The sequence below is a fragment of the Pseudomonas artemisiae genome, assembly GCF_057128685.1.
In genome coordinates, this window is the sequence record NZ_JBSKHS010000012.1 from 54,381 (window position 1) to 69,281 (window position 14,901).

10 protein-coding genes are annotated in these 14,901 nt (G+C 60.8%); 8 read left to right on the top strand and 2 right to left on the bottom strand.

Annotated elements, in window-relative coordinates; genetic code table 11:
* Positions 1-137 precede the first annotated feature (137 nt).
* Together bglX and ACWKV4_RS14835 are read left to right on the top strand one after the other, a co-directional pair.
* Complete coding sequence (gene bglX / locus ACWKV4_RS14830; RefSeq protein ID WP_483832850.1) at positions 138-2,429, top strand: beta-glucosidase BglX; 2,292 nt, start codon at positions 138-140, stop codon at positions 2,427-2,429.
* Between the two features lie 69 nt (positions 2,430-2,498).
* A complete protein-coding gene (locus ACWKV4_RS14835; RefSeq protein WP_483832851.1) occupies positions 2,499-3,116 on the top strand; it encodes a flavin reductase family protein in 618 nt (205 codons plus the stop codon).
* A 257-nt stretch (positions 3,117-3,373) separates the two neighbouring features.
* On the opposite strand, the gene ACWKV4_RS14840 is transcribed toward ACWKV4_RS14835, so the two are convergent.
* Complete coding sequence (locus tag ACWKV4_RS14840) at positions 3,374-3,703, bottom strand: antibiotic biosynthesis monooxygenase family protein (protein WP_483832852.1); 330 nt, start codon at positions 3,701-3,703, stop codon at positions 3,374-3,376.
* A gap of 308 nt (positions 3,704-4,011) precedes the next feature.
* Here ACWKV4_RS14840 and ACWKV4_RS14845 point away from each other — a divergent pair, with 308 nt between their 5' ends.
* Positions 4,012-4,947: an AraC family transcriptional regulator gene (locus ACWKV4_RS14845; protein ID WP_483832853.1), complete on the top strand. Its 936-nt coding sequence runs from the start codon at positions 4,012-4,014 to the stop codon at positions 4,945-4,947.
* Between the two features lie 179 nt (positions 4,948-5,126).
* Positions 5,127-6,545 (top strand): MDR family MFS transporter, encoded by a 1,419-nt coding sequence (locus tag ACWKV4_RS14850; protein WP_483832854.1) that lies wholly within the window; start codon positions 5,127-5,129, stop codon positions 6,543-6,545.
* Here ACWKV4_RS14850 and ACWKV4_RS14855 read toward each other — a convergent pair.
* The gene (locus tag ACWKV4_RS14855) at positions 6,528-7,187 is read right to left on the bottom strand and encodes a TetR family transcriptional regulator (protein ID WP_483832855.1); all 660 of its coding nucleotides are present in this window, start codon (positions 7,185-7,187) and stop codon (positions 6,528-6,530) included. The two genes, ACWKV4_RS14850 and ACWKV4_RS14855, sit on opposite strands and share 18 nt — an antisense overlap.
* A gap of 225 nt (positions 7,188-7,412) precedes the next feature.
* Here ACWKV4_RS14855 and ACWKV4_RS14860 point away from each other — a divergent pair, with 225 nt between their 5' ends.
* The 4 genes from ACWKV4_RS14860 to ACWKV4_RS14875 all read left to right on the top strand — a co-directional run bounded on the left by ACWKV4_RS14860 (position 7,413) and on the right by ACWKV4_RS14875 (position 14,796).
* The gene (locus tag ACWKV4_RS14860) at positions 7,413-8,567 is read left to right on the top strand and encodes an efflux RND transporter periplasmic adaptor subunit (RefSeq protein WP_483832856.1); all 1,155 of its coding nucleotides are present in this window, start codon (positions 7,413-7,415) and stop codon (positions 8,565-8,567) included.
* A gap of 3 nt (positions 8,568-8,570) precedes the next feature.
* Positions 8,571-11,720: an efflux RND transporter permease subunit gene (locus ACWKV4_RS14865; RefSeq protein WP_483832857.1), complete on the top strand. Its 3,150-nt coding sequence runs from the start codon at positions 8,571-8,573 to the stop codon at positions 11,718-11,720.
* Positions 11,717-13,168 carry an AdeC/AdeK/OprM family multidrug efflux complex outer membrane factor gene (gene adeC, locus ACWKV4_RS14870; protein ID WP_483832858.1) on the top strand — a complete coding sequence of 484 codons (1,452 nt, stop codon included), beginning with the start codon at positions 11,717-11,719 and terminating at the stop codon, positions 13,166-13,168. Before ACWKV4_RS14865 ends, adeC begins: the two co-directional genes overlap by 4 nt.
* Positions 13,169-13,491: 323 nt before the next feature.
* A complete protein-coding gene (locus ACWKV4_RS14875) occupies positions 13,492-14,796 on the top strand; it encodes an OprD family porin (RefSeq protein WP_483832859.1) in 1,305 nt (434 codons plus the stop codon).
* Positions 14,797-14,901: the final 105 nt, after the last annotated feature.

Consider the following 14,901-nt stretch of genomic DNA (forward strand, 5'->3'; position numbering starts at 1 on the left):
CCACCGGAAAAAAGCCTGCCCACTGGATTGGCTAGCGTCGATGGGTTACAACAGCCTCAAACAACACGTAAAGATAGTTTCATTCGACCTTTAGCTGAGCTTTTTCAGCCGCGCAGGGCCCACCCAGGAATGATTCCATGAAGACGCTGTATCGACTTGGCCTGGCTGCCGCCTTGGCTTGCCCGCCTGTATTAGCCGCTACCCCAGGCAATGATGCCGCTGGCAAAGAAGCCTTTATCAGCGACCTGCTCCAGCGCATGACCCTCGATGAAAAAATTGGCCAGCTACGGTTGATCAGCATCGGGCCAGAAATGACTCATGAGCAGATCCAGCAAGAAATCGCCGCCGGGCGTATCGGCGGCACCTTCAACTCGGTCACCCCGTCGGAAAACCGCCCCATGCAGGATGCGGCCCTGCGCAGCCGGTTGAAGATCCCGATGTTCTTCGCCTATGACGTGATCCACGGTCACCGCACCCTCTTCCCCATTGGCCTGGGGCTGGCTTCGACCTGGGACATGGACGCCATTGCCCTGAGCGCGCGCACGTCAGCCAGAGAAGCGGCCGCCGACAGCCTGGACATGACCTTCGGCCCGATGGTGGATGTTTCCCGCGACCCGCGCTGGGGCCGTAGCAGTGAAGGCTTCGGTGAAGACACCTATCTGGTATCGCGTATCGCCAAGGTGATGGTGCAGGGTTATCAAGGCGCGGACGTGAGCGCGTCCGACAGCATCATGGCCGTGGTGAAGCATTTTGCGCTCTATGGCGGCGTAGAGGGCGGGCGGGACTACAACACGGTGGACATGAGCCCCACGCGCATGTACCAGGATTATCTCCCACCCTACCGCGCGGCCCTGGAGGCAGGTGCTGGCGGGGTGATGGTGGCGCTCAACTCCATCAACGGCGTACCGGCCACCTCCAACACTTGGCTGATGCAGGATTTGCTACGCCGGGATTGGGGTTTCAAGGGGCTGACCGTGAGCGACCACGGCGCCATCCTTGAGTTGGTCAAGCACGGCGTGGCCAAAGACGGCCGGGACGCTGCGCGGCAGGCCATTCATGCAGGCATCGACTTGAGCATGAACGATGCAGTGTATGGCAAGGAGCTGCCTGGCCTGGTGAAGAGCGGCGAAGTGCCTATGGCCGAAGTGGACAACGCCGTGCGCGAAGTGCTGTCGGCCAAATACGACATGGGCCTGTTCGCCGACCCTTACCGCCGCTTGGGCAAGGCTGCCAATGACCCTGCAAATATCAACGCCGACAGTCGCCTGCATCGAGAAGAAGCCCGTTCCGTGGCCCGCCGCTCGCTGGTGCTGCTCAAGAACGCCAACGACACCCTGCCGTTGAAGAAAACGGGCAGTATCGCGGTGATCGGCCCTCTGGCCGATGCCCCTATCGACATGATGGGCAGCTGGTCCGCCGCTGGCCAGCCCGCGCAGTCGGTCACCCTGTTGCAGGGCATGCGCGACGCCGTGGGCAGCCAAGCGCAGGTGACCTATGCCAAAGGCGCCAATGTTACCAACGATCGCAACAGCCTGGCGTTCCTCAACCGGCTCATCTTCGACCGTACTGAAGTGCTGATAGACCCTAGGCCAGCGCAGGCGTTGATCGACGAAGCCCTCAAAGCCGTGGAAGGCGTGGATGTGATCGTTGCGGCCTTGGGTGAGTCTCGAGGCATGTCCCATGAGTCGGCCAGCCGTACTACCCTGGAGATTCCGGAACCACAACAAGCTTTGCTCACAGCCTTGCGAGCCACGGGCAAGCCTGTAGTGTTGGTACTGATGAACGGGCGGCCGTTGTCGCTGGTACGGGAAACCGAGCAGGCCAGCGCTGTGCTGGAGACCTGGTTCAGCGGCACCGAAGGGGGCCATGCCATTGCCGATGTGCTGTTTGGGGACTTTAACCCTTCGGGCAAACTGCCGGTGACGTTCCCCCGCTCCGTGGGGCAGGTGCCGATGTACTACAACCACCTGACCATTGGCCGACCGTTCATTCCTGGCAAGGCGGGCAACTACACGTCCCAGTACTTTGACGAAGACACCAGCCCGCTCTTTCCCTTCGGTTATGGCCTGAACTACACCACCTTTGACACTTCAGAGGTGCGCCTGTCGGCCAACCGCCTCAAGCGCGGTGACCACCTGACGGCCAGTGTGACCGTGCGCAACACTGGCAAGCGCGACGGCGAAACCGTGGTGCAACTGTATGTGCATGATGTGACCGCCTCCATGGCCCGACCTATCAAGGAGCTGAAAAACTTTCAGAAAGTCTTCCTCAAGGCTGGGGAACGTAAGGAAGTCAGCTTCACCCTAAGCGAGGACGATTTGAAGTTCTATAACCCGCAGTTGCACTACGCCGCAGAGCCGGGTGATTTCGAGGTGCAGATAGGGTTCGACTCCGAAGCCGTGAAGCAGGCGCGGTTCGAGCTACTGTAATTTCATCGCCGTAGTAGCCTGGCGTGCCGGGCTGCCAACGCTGCGTTCAGTGTTTCCAGAGGGCACCCCATGCAAGACGATTTTCATTTCTACGAACCGGCCAAGGGCCACGGTTTGCCCCACGACCCCTTCAATGCCATCGTGGGACCCCGGCCCATTGGCTGGATTTCTTCGCACAGCGCCACCGGCGTGCTGAACCTGGCCCCCTACAGCTTCTTCAACGCTTTTAACTACGTTCCACCCATCGTTGGTTTCAGCAGCGTTGGCCGCAAGGACAGCCTCAATAACATCGAAGCGACCGGCGAATTCGTCTGGAACCTGGCTACCTTTGAACTGGCCGAGCAGATGAACCAGAGCTGCGCGGCCGTTGGGCCGGAGGTCAACGAGTTCGAGCTGAGCCGCCTGGCCACCGCGCCCTCGCGGATCATCTCGGTGCCGAGGGTAGCCAGCACGCCAGTGTCCTTCGAATGCAAACTCAGCCAAATCGTGCAATTGCAGCGCGCCGATGGGCAGACCGTGCCAAGTTGGCTGATTCTGGGTGAAGTGGTGGCGGTGCATATCCGCCGCGACCTGCTCAAAGAGGGTGTGTATGACACCGCGGCAGGGCGGCCCATCCTGCGCGGCGGCGGGCCCGCGGATTACTTCGAGCTGGGCAACCTGTTCAAGATGGGCCGGCCTGGGGCCTGAGTGTTGTAGATACCGTTTTGGCCCTTACCTCGCATAGGCCCATCCACCTCATAGCAGCAGGCCTTGGCCGCGACCAGGCTCAACACCGCTGCATGGCCGGTCGCCAGCAAGCTGTAATTGGTTCCCTCACCTTGCATAGGCCATCCAGCCCGTAGCAGCAGGCCTTGGCCGCGACCAGGCTCAACACCGCTGCATGGCCGGTCGCCAGCAAACTGGGCTGCTACAGGCTGTGTGTAGCCATGGCGTAATTGGTGGTCTTAACCCGCCCGTCGCAGCCTGGCTTCGGGCAGCACTGTATCTCCTGGCTGGAAGTCGATCTGCATCACCAGTCGCCGAGCCACCAGTTCAGTAATCAACTCCGCTGCTGGGCCGGCCAGCCAGGCGCCCATGGCCCGTTCATCGTCCCAGCACAGGCTAAGGTGCCACTCCCGCACATCGTTGGGCGCGTGGCTGGCGGCGATGGACAGGCAACCCGGCACTGAGCGAGTGGCCTTGACCAAGCGGGCCAGGCCCTCCCCAACCGCAAAGGAGCGGCCTGGCCAGGCAAGAATCACTGCGCGGTGGCTGGTCAATGGCTGATAGGTCATGGTCGAACTCCCCGGGGTTGGTATTGCCACAGGGCTTAGGCTAGCGTTACGCGGGCAAGGGCCGTTATACCAATCCTGCCCTTGGGTTGCCTGATCCTGCCGGGCAGGCTTATCGAGGGTTTGTCGCGGGTTTCGCCCCTATTAAGGCGCTGGCCGAGGCTTTGGGCAAAGTAGAGGGTCCCTTCCTGGGCCTAAGCGCAGCTCAGGGCGCCGGTTCGCAGGATCAGGCAAGGATCTGGCAGCTTTTGCCTACCCCCGCGGCTTGCTTGTTTATAAGCTAGCATCCGCTTTCCAACGCCGGAGCCGCCATGACCGAATCCGCCACCGCGCCCGAGCCAAGGGGTACCTTGCTTGAGCAACAACGCGCCGAACTGGCCGATATCATTCGCCGCCATACCCAGGCTCAACCCCTGTGCCAAAGCCCGGTGCAAAAGCTTCACCTCATCCGTTACGACTACTGCGCGAAGACCTTTCCAGCGTTGGCCCAGCCCGCGTTGTGCGTACTGGCCCATGGCAGTAAAGAGGTCGCCTTGGGGGACGAGCGTTATCTGTATGACGCGCTTAATTACCTGGTGGTGTCAGTGGCCATGCCGATCAGCGGGCGGATCCTGGAGGCCAGCGAAGAGAACCCTAGCCTATCGCTACGACTGGATATCGACCCGGCGGATATCACTGCCCTGATCGCTGACACCGGGCCCTTGAGCGTGCCAACGCGGCCCGCCAGCCGTGGCCTGTATGTGGACCACCTGTGCCCTGACCTGCTGGATGCGCTGTTGCGCCTCACCCGGCTGACCGATAACCCGCGCGATGCGGCCGTGCTGGGGCCCTTGATTCGCCGAGAAGTGTTATATCGGCTGTTGCGTGGGCCTCAGGGTCATCGGCTCTACGAAATTGCCCAGGCCAATAGCCAGGCCCATCGGGTCACCCAAGCCATTCATTGGCTTAACGATAACTTTGTAGAGCCGTTGCGGATCGAAGCGCTGGCTCGGCGGGTGAACCTCAGTGCGTCGACCTTGCACCATAGGTTCAAGGCAGTGACGTCCATGAGCCCATTGCAGTATCAAAAGCAGCTGCGTTTGCAGGAGGCGCGGCGGTTGATGCTCAGTGATGGTTTGGAGGTGTCGGTGGCCAGTTATCGGGTGGGGTATGAGAGCCCTTCTCAGTTTAGCCGGGAGTACAGCAGATTGTTTGGGGCCCCGCCGAGTCGGGATATGGCGAGGTTGAAGTTGAGTGTTGGGGGGTAGGCGAGGCTCAACCTGATATGTGCTTCAGGCTTTTAGTGTCACAACGTTCATAGCACTGCCCGGTAGGCTTGGGTAGACTCGATTTCCACTTTGGCCCATGGCCCTTTTAGTGAAGTAGCCCGCCTTTGAATCCAGCCAGCCCTTCTGCCCCTGCGTTGCGGGATATTCTTGTTGCATTGATGAGCGCGATTTTTCTGGGTGCGTTGGACCAGACCATCGTGGCGGTGTCGATGCCGGCGATTTCTACTCAGTTCGCGGATGTGGGGCTGTTGGCCTGGGTGATTTCAGGGTACCTGGTGGCCATGACGGTGGCGACGCCGATTTACGGCAAGCTGGGGGACCTGTACGGCCGGCGGCCTATGTTGCTGGTGGGCATGGGGGTATTCACCTTGGCCTCTGTATTCTGCGCTTTGGCGCAGAGCATGGAGCAACTGGTGCTGGCGCGGATCGTTCAGGGGGTGGGGGCCGGCGGGATGGTCTCGGTGAGCCAGGCCATCATCGGCGATGTGGTTCCGCCCCGCGAGCGTGGCCGCTACCAAGGGTATTTCAGCAGTATGTACGCCGCTGCCAGCGTAGCCGGGCCGGTGATCGGCGGGCTGATGACTGAGCACCTGTCCTGGCGCTGGGTGTTCTGGCTTAACCTGCCCCTGGGCCTGGCGGCCTGGCTGTTTATCCGAAGAACCCTGGCCGGCTTGCACACGCCTCAGCGCCAGGCACGTATCGACTACCTGGGCACTGTGCTATTGATCGTTGGCCTGGGCGCGGTGCTGCTGGCCATCACCGATGTGGGCCAGGGCCTGGCTTGGAACAGCTTAACGGTGCTTGGGCAGTTCGCCGGAGGCGCGCTGGTGTTGGCGCTATTCGTGTGGCATGAGCGGCGTTTCAGCGAGCCCTTACTACCCATGCGGCTGTTCGCGGACCGTTCGGCGGTGTTGTGCTGGGTCACTATCTTCTTTACCAGCTTTCAGGCCATTTCCCTGTCGGCGCTGGCGCCGCTGCGCTATCAGACCATCGCCGGGGGTGGCGCGGACCACGCCGCCTTATTTTTACTGCCCTTGGCCATGGGCCTGCCTATAGGTGCATTTTTTGGTGGCCGCCATACGGCCCATAGCGGCCGTTTCAAGCCCGTTATCCTGACCGGGGCGCTGCTGGTGCCTGTAGGCGTGCTGGGCATGGCGGCTACGCCGGTGACGAATCTGGGCTTGAGCGCACTCTTTATGTTGCTTACTGGGATTGGCTGCGGGTTGCAGTTCCCCACATCCCTGGTAGGGGCCCAGAGCGCCGCCCAGCCCCAGGACATGGGTGTAAGCACCAGCACCACCAACCTGTTTCGTTCATTGGGTGGCGCGGTAGGAGTGGCGGTGATGTCCGCGGTGCTGTTGACGTTGCTCGGCCTTGGCGCCGCGCCTTCGCTTGAGGGTAGCCAGGGCAACCTGCTGTTGGAAAGCCTGGCTACGGTCAACGCCCAGGGCAACGGCAACTTGGAGCGGTTGGCCGAGGTATTCCGCCAATTGTTCTGGGTCAGTGCCGGGTTTTCGCTGTTTGGGCTGGCGGCAGCGCTGGCGATGCCCAACCGGTTGTTACGCGGGCGTGGCTGAGTAGGCGTTCAGTAGCCTAAGGGCGGGGCTGAACCTGAGCATGTCGAACAGGCAAGCCACCAGCCGAGGCGCTTCATGGTCCAGGCGCTGGCTTTCAGGCAGCAACAGCCAGAGGCTGATATGGCCGTCGATAAAAGCATGCAAGGCCAACGCTGCACGGCGGGTGTCCAGGTCTTTGGGAAGCTGGTCACGGTTGACGGCGTTACGCAGGGTGCACTCGATGCGCTCATTGCATTCGCTGGTCACCGCCTGGCGCTGCTGACGCAGGTCGCACATCTCATTGGTAAACTCGCACTTGTGGAACAGGATTTCGTTGATACGTCGCGTCTTGGGGTCCAGAGAAACACCTTGAAACAGTTTAATCAGCAACGCTTCCATGCACCCCAAGGGATCGGGCTCGTCCTCGCTTTCACTGGCGCGAGCAAGGTCTTCCAGCGGTTCGCTCAGGCTGTCGAGCATTGCCTGAAGCACATCGGCCTTGTTACTGAAGTGCCAATAGATAGCGCCCCGAGTGACCCCTGCCCGGGTGGCGATGTCTGCCAAGGTGGTATGCGCCACGCCGCGTTCATAAAACGCATGCTCTGCCGCTTCTACAATTTGTTTACGGGTTTCCAGCGCTTCTTCTTTGGTACGGCGAACCATGGCAGTGACCTCAAGGGCGCTCCGCTTGTGGCGAAGCGAGCCGGCGCTTTTATTGTAGTAACGGGCCGGGGGCTAATCGAGACGGCGGTCGCAGGCAGGCGAAACGCCTATTTACAAACAACCGCGAACGTAAGTATATTCGTTAGTAAGCTATTTATCTAGATGTAACAAATCTTCCGTCCCATTACTCTTGAGCGTCTTCCGCGTTCCGCCCCGAGGATCTTCATGCAATTCAAGCCAGCTGTTACCGCCTTGGTATCCGCCGTCGCCCTGGCCACGCTGCTCAGTGGCTGTGAGAAGCAAGAGGCGGCCCCTCCCGCCCCGCAAGCTCCTCAGGTAGGCGTGGTCACCCTGCAACCGCAAACCGTTACCCTGACCAACGATCTGCCAGGCCGCACCAGTGCGTTCCGCATGGCTGAGGTGCGGCCTCAGGTGGACGGCATCATCCTCAAACGTTTATTCCAAGAAGGCGGGGATGTAAAAGCGGGCCAGCAGCTGTACCAGATCGACCCCTCGGTGTACGAAGCAACCCTGGCCAATGCCCAGGCGAGCGTTGAGCAGTACCGCTCCCTGACCAATCGTTATAAGCAGCTGATCGCAGAGCAAGCGGTCAGTCGCCAAGAGTACGACACCGCACGGGCCCAGCAGCTGCAGGCCGAGGCGACCCTCAAGAGCGCTCAGATCAACTTGCGCTATACCAAGGTGCTGGCGCCTATCTCAGGGCGTATCGGCCGTTCCTCGATGACCGAAGGCGCGTTGGTAACCAGCGGCCAGACGATGGCCATGGCGACCATTTCCCAGCTGGACCCAATTTATGTGGACGTGACCCAATCCACCGCCGACATGCTCAAGCTGCGTCGTGCGCTGGATAACGGCCAGTTGCAAAAAGCCGGCAACAACGCGGCCAAGGCGCGGCTAACGCTGGAAGACGGCACCCCCTACGGCCCGGAAGGTAAGTTGGAATTCTCCGAAGTGTCCGTGGATGAAACCACCGGCTCGGTAACCCTGCGCGCGGTGTTCCCGAACCCCGACCACACCCTGCTGCCAGGGATGTTCGTGCATGCCGAACTGATGGCCGGCGTTGCCCAAGCGGCCATCCTCGCGCCTCAACGCGGCGTGACCCGGGACCTTAAAGGCACCCCGACCGCTTTGGTCGTGACCGCGGACAACAAAGTAGAGCAGCGCCAGCTCAAGACCAGCCGCACCGTGGGCGATGCCTGGCTGATCGAAGATGGCCTCAAAGCAGGTGATCGCCTGATTGTCGACGGCCTGCAGTACGTCAAGCCCGGCGCTGAAGTCAAACCGCACGAAGCTGGCGCCACCGCGCCCGCAGCAAACGGGGCGGCGCCTGGCCAAGCCTCCGGGGGCCAACAGGAGTAAACCATGTCGAAGTTCTTCATTGATCGACCGATCTTCGCGTGGGTCCTGGCACTGGTGATCATGCTGGTGGGCGGCCTGTCGATCCTCAAGCTGCCGATCAACCAGTACCCAGCCATCGCGCCGCCTGCCATCGCCATCGCGGTGAACTACCCGGGCGCCTCGGCGCAAACCGTGCAGGACACGGTGGTGCAGGTTATCGAACAGCAGATGAACGGCATCGATAACCTGCGGTATATCTCCTCGGAAAGTAACTCCGACGGCAGCATGACCATCACAGTGACCTTCAATCAAGGCACGAACCCGGACATCGCCCAGGTACAGGTGCAAAACAAACTGAACCTGGCCACCCCGCTGCTTCCTCAAGAAGTGCAACAGCAGGGCCTGCGGGTGACCAAGGCGGTTAAAAACTTCCTGCTGGTAATCGGCCTGGTGTCCACCGATGGCGCCATGACCAAGGATGACTTGGCCAACTACATCGTGTCCAACCTGCAAGACCCGATTTCCCGGACCTCTGGGGTGGGTGACTTCCAGGTGTTCGGTGCCCAGTACGCCATGCGTATCTGGCTGGACCCGGCCAAGCTCAACAACTTCCAGCTCACGCCCTTGGACGTCACCTCCGCCATCACCGCGCAGAACGTTCAGGTATCGTCTGGCCAGTTGGGCGGCTTGCCTGCCCTGCCGGGCACGCAGCTTAACGCCACCATCATTGGTAAAACCCGCTTGCAGACCGCCGAGCAGTTCGGCGACATTCTGCTGAAGGTCAACTCCGACGGCTCCCAAGTACGCCTGCGGGACGTGGCCAACATCGGCCTGGGCGGTGAGAACTACAGCATCAACGCCCAGTACAACGGCAAGGCGGCCTCGGGCATGGCGATCAAGCTCGCCACCGGCGCCAACGCGTTGGACACCGCCAAGGCCATTCGCGCCACCATCGATAACCTCAAGCCCTTCTTCCCCCAAGGCGTAGAGGCCGTGTTCCCGTACGACACCACCCCTGTGGTGACCGAGTCGATTTCAGGCGTTGTCCATACCCTGATCGAAGCCATCGTGCTGGTGTTCCTGGTGATGTACCTGTTCCTGCAAAACTTCCGCGCCACGGTGATCACCACCATGACGGTGCCGGTGGTACTGCTGGGGACCTTCGGCATTCTTGCGGCGGCTGGGTTCACCATCAACACCTTGACCATGTTCGGGATGATCCTGGCCATCGGCTTGCTGGTGGACGACGCCATCGTGGTGGTGGAAAACGTCGAACGGGTGATGGCCGAGGAGCATCTGTCGCCCAAAGAGGCCACGCGCAAGTCCATGGAGCAGATCCAGGGCGCGCTGGTGGGTATTGCCCTGGTGCTTTCGGCGGTACTGCTGCCCATGGCGTTCTTTGGCGGCTCTACCGGGGTAATCTATCGGCAGTTCTCCATCACCATCGTCTCGGCCATGGCCCTCTCGGTGTTCGTGGCCTTGGTGTTCACCCCGGCACTGTGTGCCACCATGCTCAAGCCAATCGACCCGGACAAACATGGCCAACCCAAGCGCGGGTTCTTCGGCTGGTTCAACCGCACCTTCGACCGTGGGCTGGTTCGCTACGAGCGCGGCGTGAGCAGGATGATCCGCCACCGCCTGCCTGCCTTCCTGGTGTACCTGGTGATCGTGGCCGGCATGGCCTTTCTGTTCACCCGTATTCCGGCAGCCTTCCTGCCTGAAGAAGACCAGGGCGTGATTTTCACCCAGGTACAAACCCCGCCCAACACGTCGGCGGAAAACACCCAGAAGGTACTGGACCGAGCGCGAGAATACTTGCTGGACGCCGACAACGGCGAAGGCAAGGCAGTGAAATCCGTGTTCACCGTGAGCGGTTTCAACTTCGCTGGCCGTGGCCAAAGCTCTGGCCTGGCCTTCGTGATGCTCAAGCCGTGGGATGAGCGTGATTCGAGCATGAGCGTGTTCGAAGTGGCCAAGCGCGCGCAACAACATTTCTTCGGCTACCCCGATGCCATGACCTTCGCCGTGGTACCGCCATCGGTACTGGAGCTGGGTAACGCCACCGGCTTTGACTTCTACCTGCAAGACCAGGGTGGGGTTGGCCACGCCAAGCTGATGGAAGCGCGTAACCAGTTCCTCGGCCTGGCCGCGCAAAGCAAGATTATCACCGGCGTACGTCCCAACGGGCTAAGCGATGAGCCGCAATACCAGCTCATCATCGATGACGAACGCGCACGAGCCCTGGGCTTGAGCTTGTCGGACATCAACAGCACCCTGTCGGTGGCGCTGGGCGGCAGCTACGTCAACGACTTCATCGACCGTGGTCGCGTGAAGAAGGTGTATGTGCAAGGGGATGCCAGCGGCCGTATGCGCCCTGAAGACCTGGAAAAGTGGTACGTACGCAACAGCAGCGGCAAAATGGTACCGTTCTCGGCGTTTGCCACCGGCGAATGGACCTACGGTTCGCCCAAGCTGTCTCGTTACAACGGGGTAGCGGCTGAAGAAGTACTGGGCGCCCCTGGCCCCGGCTACAGTACCGGCCAGGCCATGGATGAAGTAGAGAAAATCGCCAAGCAGCTGCCCGCGGGCATCGGTTACAGCTTCACTGGGCTGTCGTTCGAAGAGCGGCTGTCGGGCTCTCAGGCCCCGGCCCTTTACGCGCTTTCGCTGTTGGTAGTGTTCCTCTGCCTTGCGGCCTTGTACGAAAGCTGGTCGATCCCGATCGCGGTGATTCTCGTGGTGCCATTGGGGGTGATCGGTGCCCTGATCGCCACCAGCCTGCGCGGTTTGTCCAACGATGTGTTCTTCCAGGTAGGATTGCTGGTAACGGTGGGCTTGGCGGCGAAAAACGCCATCTTGATCGTCGAGTTCGCCAAAGAGCTTCACGAACAGGGCAAGAGCCTGATGGAGGCGGCCGTCGAAGCCTGCCGCATGCGCTTGCGCCCGATCGTGATGACATCCATGGCGTTCATCCTGGGCGTTGTGCCACTGGCGATTTCCAGCGGCGCAGGCTCGGGTAGCCAGCACGCCATCGGTACTGGCGTAATTGGTGGGATGATCACCGCAACCATTCTGGCGATCTTCTGGGTGCCGATGTTCTTCGTTGCCGTATCTTCTGTATTCACGGGTCGCAAAAAGCATGACGACCCTAAACCTGATGAGGCTGGCCAATGAGCAAGTCCCTGATATCCCTGGCGGTGGCCGCCGCCCTGCTTAGCGGCTGCTCGCTGATTCCTGATTACCAGCAGCCTGCCGCGCCGGTAGCGCCCCAGTACCCGCAGGGGCCCGCCTACGCCCCGGCGGATGCGGCCAAGACAGCGGCGGCCGAACAGGGCTGGCGCGAATTCTTCCGCGATCCGGCGCTGCAACGGCTGATCGAGCAAGCGCTGCAGAACAACCGTGACCTTCGGGTCGCGGCGCTGAACGTCGACGCCTACGCCGCGCAGTTCCGCATTCAGCGGGCCGACCTGCTGCCGGCGGTGAGCGCCGATGCCGCGGGTACTCGCCAACGCAACCCAGCGGACCTGTCTACCGCTGGCCGCTCGGGTATTTCCAGCACCTATGCCGCCACGCTGGGCATTTCCGCCTATGAGCTGGATTTGTTCGGGCGCATTCGCAGCCTCAGCGAGCAAGCTCTGGAAAGCTACTTGGCCACTGAAGAAGCGCGTCGCTCCACGCAGATCAGCCTGGTAGCTAGCGTGGCTAATGCCTACCTGACGTGGCAGGCCGATAAAGAGCTGTACCAGCTCACCCAAAACACCCTACAGGCCTATGAAGAAAGCCTGCGCCTGACCAGCCGCAGCGCTGAAGTGGGTGTGTCTTCGGCCTTGGACCTGAGCCAGGCACGTACCGCGGTGGAAGGCGCCCGGGCAAACCTGGCGCGCTACCAGCGGCAAGTGGCCCAAGACTTGAACAACCTGACGGTACTGGTTGGCGCGCAGTTGCCAAACGATCTACCGGAGCCCCAGCGCCTGGATGCGGACCTGCTGACCGAGGTACCCGCGGGGCTGCCATCGGACCTGCTGACCCGGCGCCCGGATATTCTTCAGGCCGAACATAACCTGAAGGCCGCGAATGCCAACATTGGCGCGGCCCGCGCGGCGTTCTTCCCTAGCATCAGCCTGACCGCCAGTGCCGGCACCGCCAGCGCAGACCTGGACGGCCTGTTCAAGGGTGGTTCGGGGCGCTGGGTCTTCAGCCCCTCCATTAGCCTGCCGATCTTCAACGCTGGCGCCCTTGAAGCCAGCCTGGATTACTCGAAAATCCAGAAAGACATCAACGTGGCAAACTATGAGAGGGCGATTCAAACCGCTTTCCAGGAAGTGTCGGACGGCTTGACCGCGCGCAAAACCTACACCGATCAGTTGCAGGCGCAGCGGGACCTGGTTCAATCCAGCGAAGATTACTACCGGCTTGCAGATCGCCGCTACCGCATCGGCGTGGATAGCCACCTGACCTTGCTCGACGCCCAGCGCGAGTTGTTCAGTGCCCAGCAATCGTTGATCAGCGACCGCCTGGCGCAACTTAACGCCGAAGTTAACCTGTACCGAGCCCTGGGCGGTGGCTGGTACGAACGCACTACCCAAGCCGGCCCACAGGCTGCGCAGCCTCCTCGGGGCTAAGCCCCTCGCGCCTTGCCCCAGCTTAGCGGCTGGGGTGAAGGCCGCCCTCTTTCGCCGATGCTGTCTCAGAAGAAAGTCATAGCGCGCCCGCAAAATTTTTACATACAATGTGGTCGGACATCGTTTGACTAGGTCCGATGGCATCCACCGTTATTAATGCGCCCCCTGCCACAAAACCAATAACAATAGGTTAGCCACCATGCATATCACTAGCGCTCGCACCAGCTAAGCCCTTTTGCTGCTCGATACTCCACGCTGCGGCTGCCCTTCCGGCTGCCTGCACAGCTTGCTGCTGCCTACGATTACTAGAGACCATAACAACAATGAACGCACTCTCGTCGCGCTTTGCCTGCAACAAAGGTTTTACCCTGGCCTTGCTGGGCCTGGCCGTTTCCGCCGCCGCGTTGCCCTTGGCAGCCGCTGAATCAGGGTTCGTGGAAGACGCTACCGCGAACCTGAACCTGCGTAACTTTTACTTCAACCGCAACTTCATCAACCCGAACTATACCGCCCAGGACAAAGCCGAAGAGTGGACCCAGAGTTTTATCCTGGATGCCAAATCCGGTTACACCCAAGGTGTAGTGGGCTTTGGTGTAGATGTACTGGGCCTGTATGCAATCAAGCTCGACGGTGGCGCGGGGACCTATGGCACGCAGTTGTTGCCCACCCACGCAGGCAATGAGCCTGCTGACGACTTTGGCCGCCTGGCCGTAGCGGGCAAGATGAAGTTTTCCAAGACCGAGTTGAAAGTAGGCGAATGGATGCCGGTACTGCCCATCCTGCGCAGTGACGATGGCCGTTCTCTGCCCCAAACCTTCCAGGGCGCCCAGATCACCTCCAAGGAAATCGACGGAGTGACCCTCTACGGCGGGCAGTTCCGGCAAAACAGCCCGCGTAACGACGCCAGCATGGAAGACATGTTCTTGAACGGCAAGGCGGGAGCCACTTCGGACCGCTTCAATTTTGCCGCGGGCGAATACACCTTCAACGACAAACGCACCCTGGTTGGGCTGTGGGGCGCGCAACTCGAAGACATCTATAAGCAGCAATATGTGCAGCTGCTACACAGTCAGCCCCTTGGCGACTGGACTCTGGGGGCGAATCTGGGCTTCTTCCATGGCTCGGATGACGGTAGCGCCCTGGCCGGTGATATGAACAACCGTACCTATTCAGGCCTGTTCTCGGCCAAGTACGGTGGTCATACCTTTTATGTAGGCCTGCAAAAGGTCACCGGCGATACCTTATGGATGCGGGTCAACGGCACCAGTGGCGGTACCCTGGCCAACGACACCTACACTTCAAGCTTTGAGAACCTCAAGGAGAAATCCTGGCAGCTGCGCTACGACTATAACTTCGCTGCCATGGGCATCCCCGGCCTGACCCTGATGAACCGTTACCTGCAAGGCAGCAATGTGCACGTAGCCGCCAGCCGCACTGCCGCTGAAATCGACGATGGCAAAGAATGGGCGCGGGAAACCGAGCTGGCGTACACCGTTCAAAGCGGTACCTTCAAAGCCCTTAGCGTACGCTGGAGAAACTCCTCCCTGCGCAGGGACTTCGTGGCCAGTGGCAACGGCGATTACAACGAAAACCGGGTGATCATTAACTATCCGTTTAGCCTGCTGTAACAGGAAACGCGAAACCCTGTTCGCCAGCGCTGCTGGCTCCCACATCATCGGTGGCTGGCTTGCCAGCGACCGCGACTGCCTTGATTCACCGCCTGTAGAGCCAGC

What these genes read in the sequence shown, in the direction of transcription:
- ACWKV4_RS14840 (WP_483832852.1), bottom strand. Translation starts at nt 3,703, where the DNA reads ATGACCTATCAGCCATTGACCAGCCACCGCGCAGTGATTCTTGCCTGG.
- adeC (WP_483832858.1), top strand. Translation starts at nt 11,717, where the DNA reads ATGAGCAAGTCCCTGATATCCCTGGCGGTGGCCGCCGCCCTGCTTAGC.
- ACWKV4_RS14865 (WP_483832857.1), top strand. Translation starts at nt 8,571, where the DNA reads ATGTCGAAGTTCTTCATTGATCGACCGATCTTCGCGTGGGTCCTGGCA.
- ACWKV4_RS14855 (WP_483832855.1), bottom strand. Translation starts at nt 7,187, where the DNA reads ATGGTTCGCCGTACCAAAGAAGAAGCGCTGGAAACCCGTAAACAAATT.
- ACWKV4_RS14860 (WP_483832856.1), top strand. Translation starts at nt 7,413, where the DNA reads ATGCAATTCAAGCCAGCTGTTACCGCCTTGGTATCCGCCGTCGCCCTG.
- bglX (WP_483832850.1), top strand. Translation starts at nt 138, where the DNA reads ATGAAGACGCTGTATCGACTTGGCCTGGCTGCCGCCTTGGCTTGCCCG.
- ACWKV4_RS14835 (WP_483832851.1), top strand. Translation starts at nt 2,499, where the DNA reads ATGCAAGACGATTTTCATTTCTACGAACCGGCCAAGGGCCACGGTTTG.
- ACWKV4_RS14845 (WP_483832853.1), top strand. Translation starts at nt 4,012, where the DNA reads ATGACCGAATCCGCCACCGCGCCCGAGCCAAGGGGTACCTTGCTTGAG.
- ACWKV4_RS14875 (WP_483832859.1), top strand. Translation starts at nt 13,492, where the DNA reads ATGAACGCACTCTCGTCGCGCTTTGCCTGCAACAAAGGTTTTACCCTG.
- ACWKV4_RS14850 (WP_483832854.1), top strand. Translation starts at nt 5,127, where the DNA reads ATGAGCGCGATTTTTCTGGGTGCGTTGGACCAGACCATCGTGGCGGTG.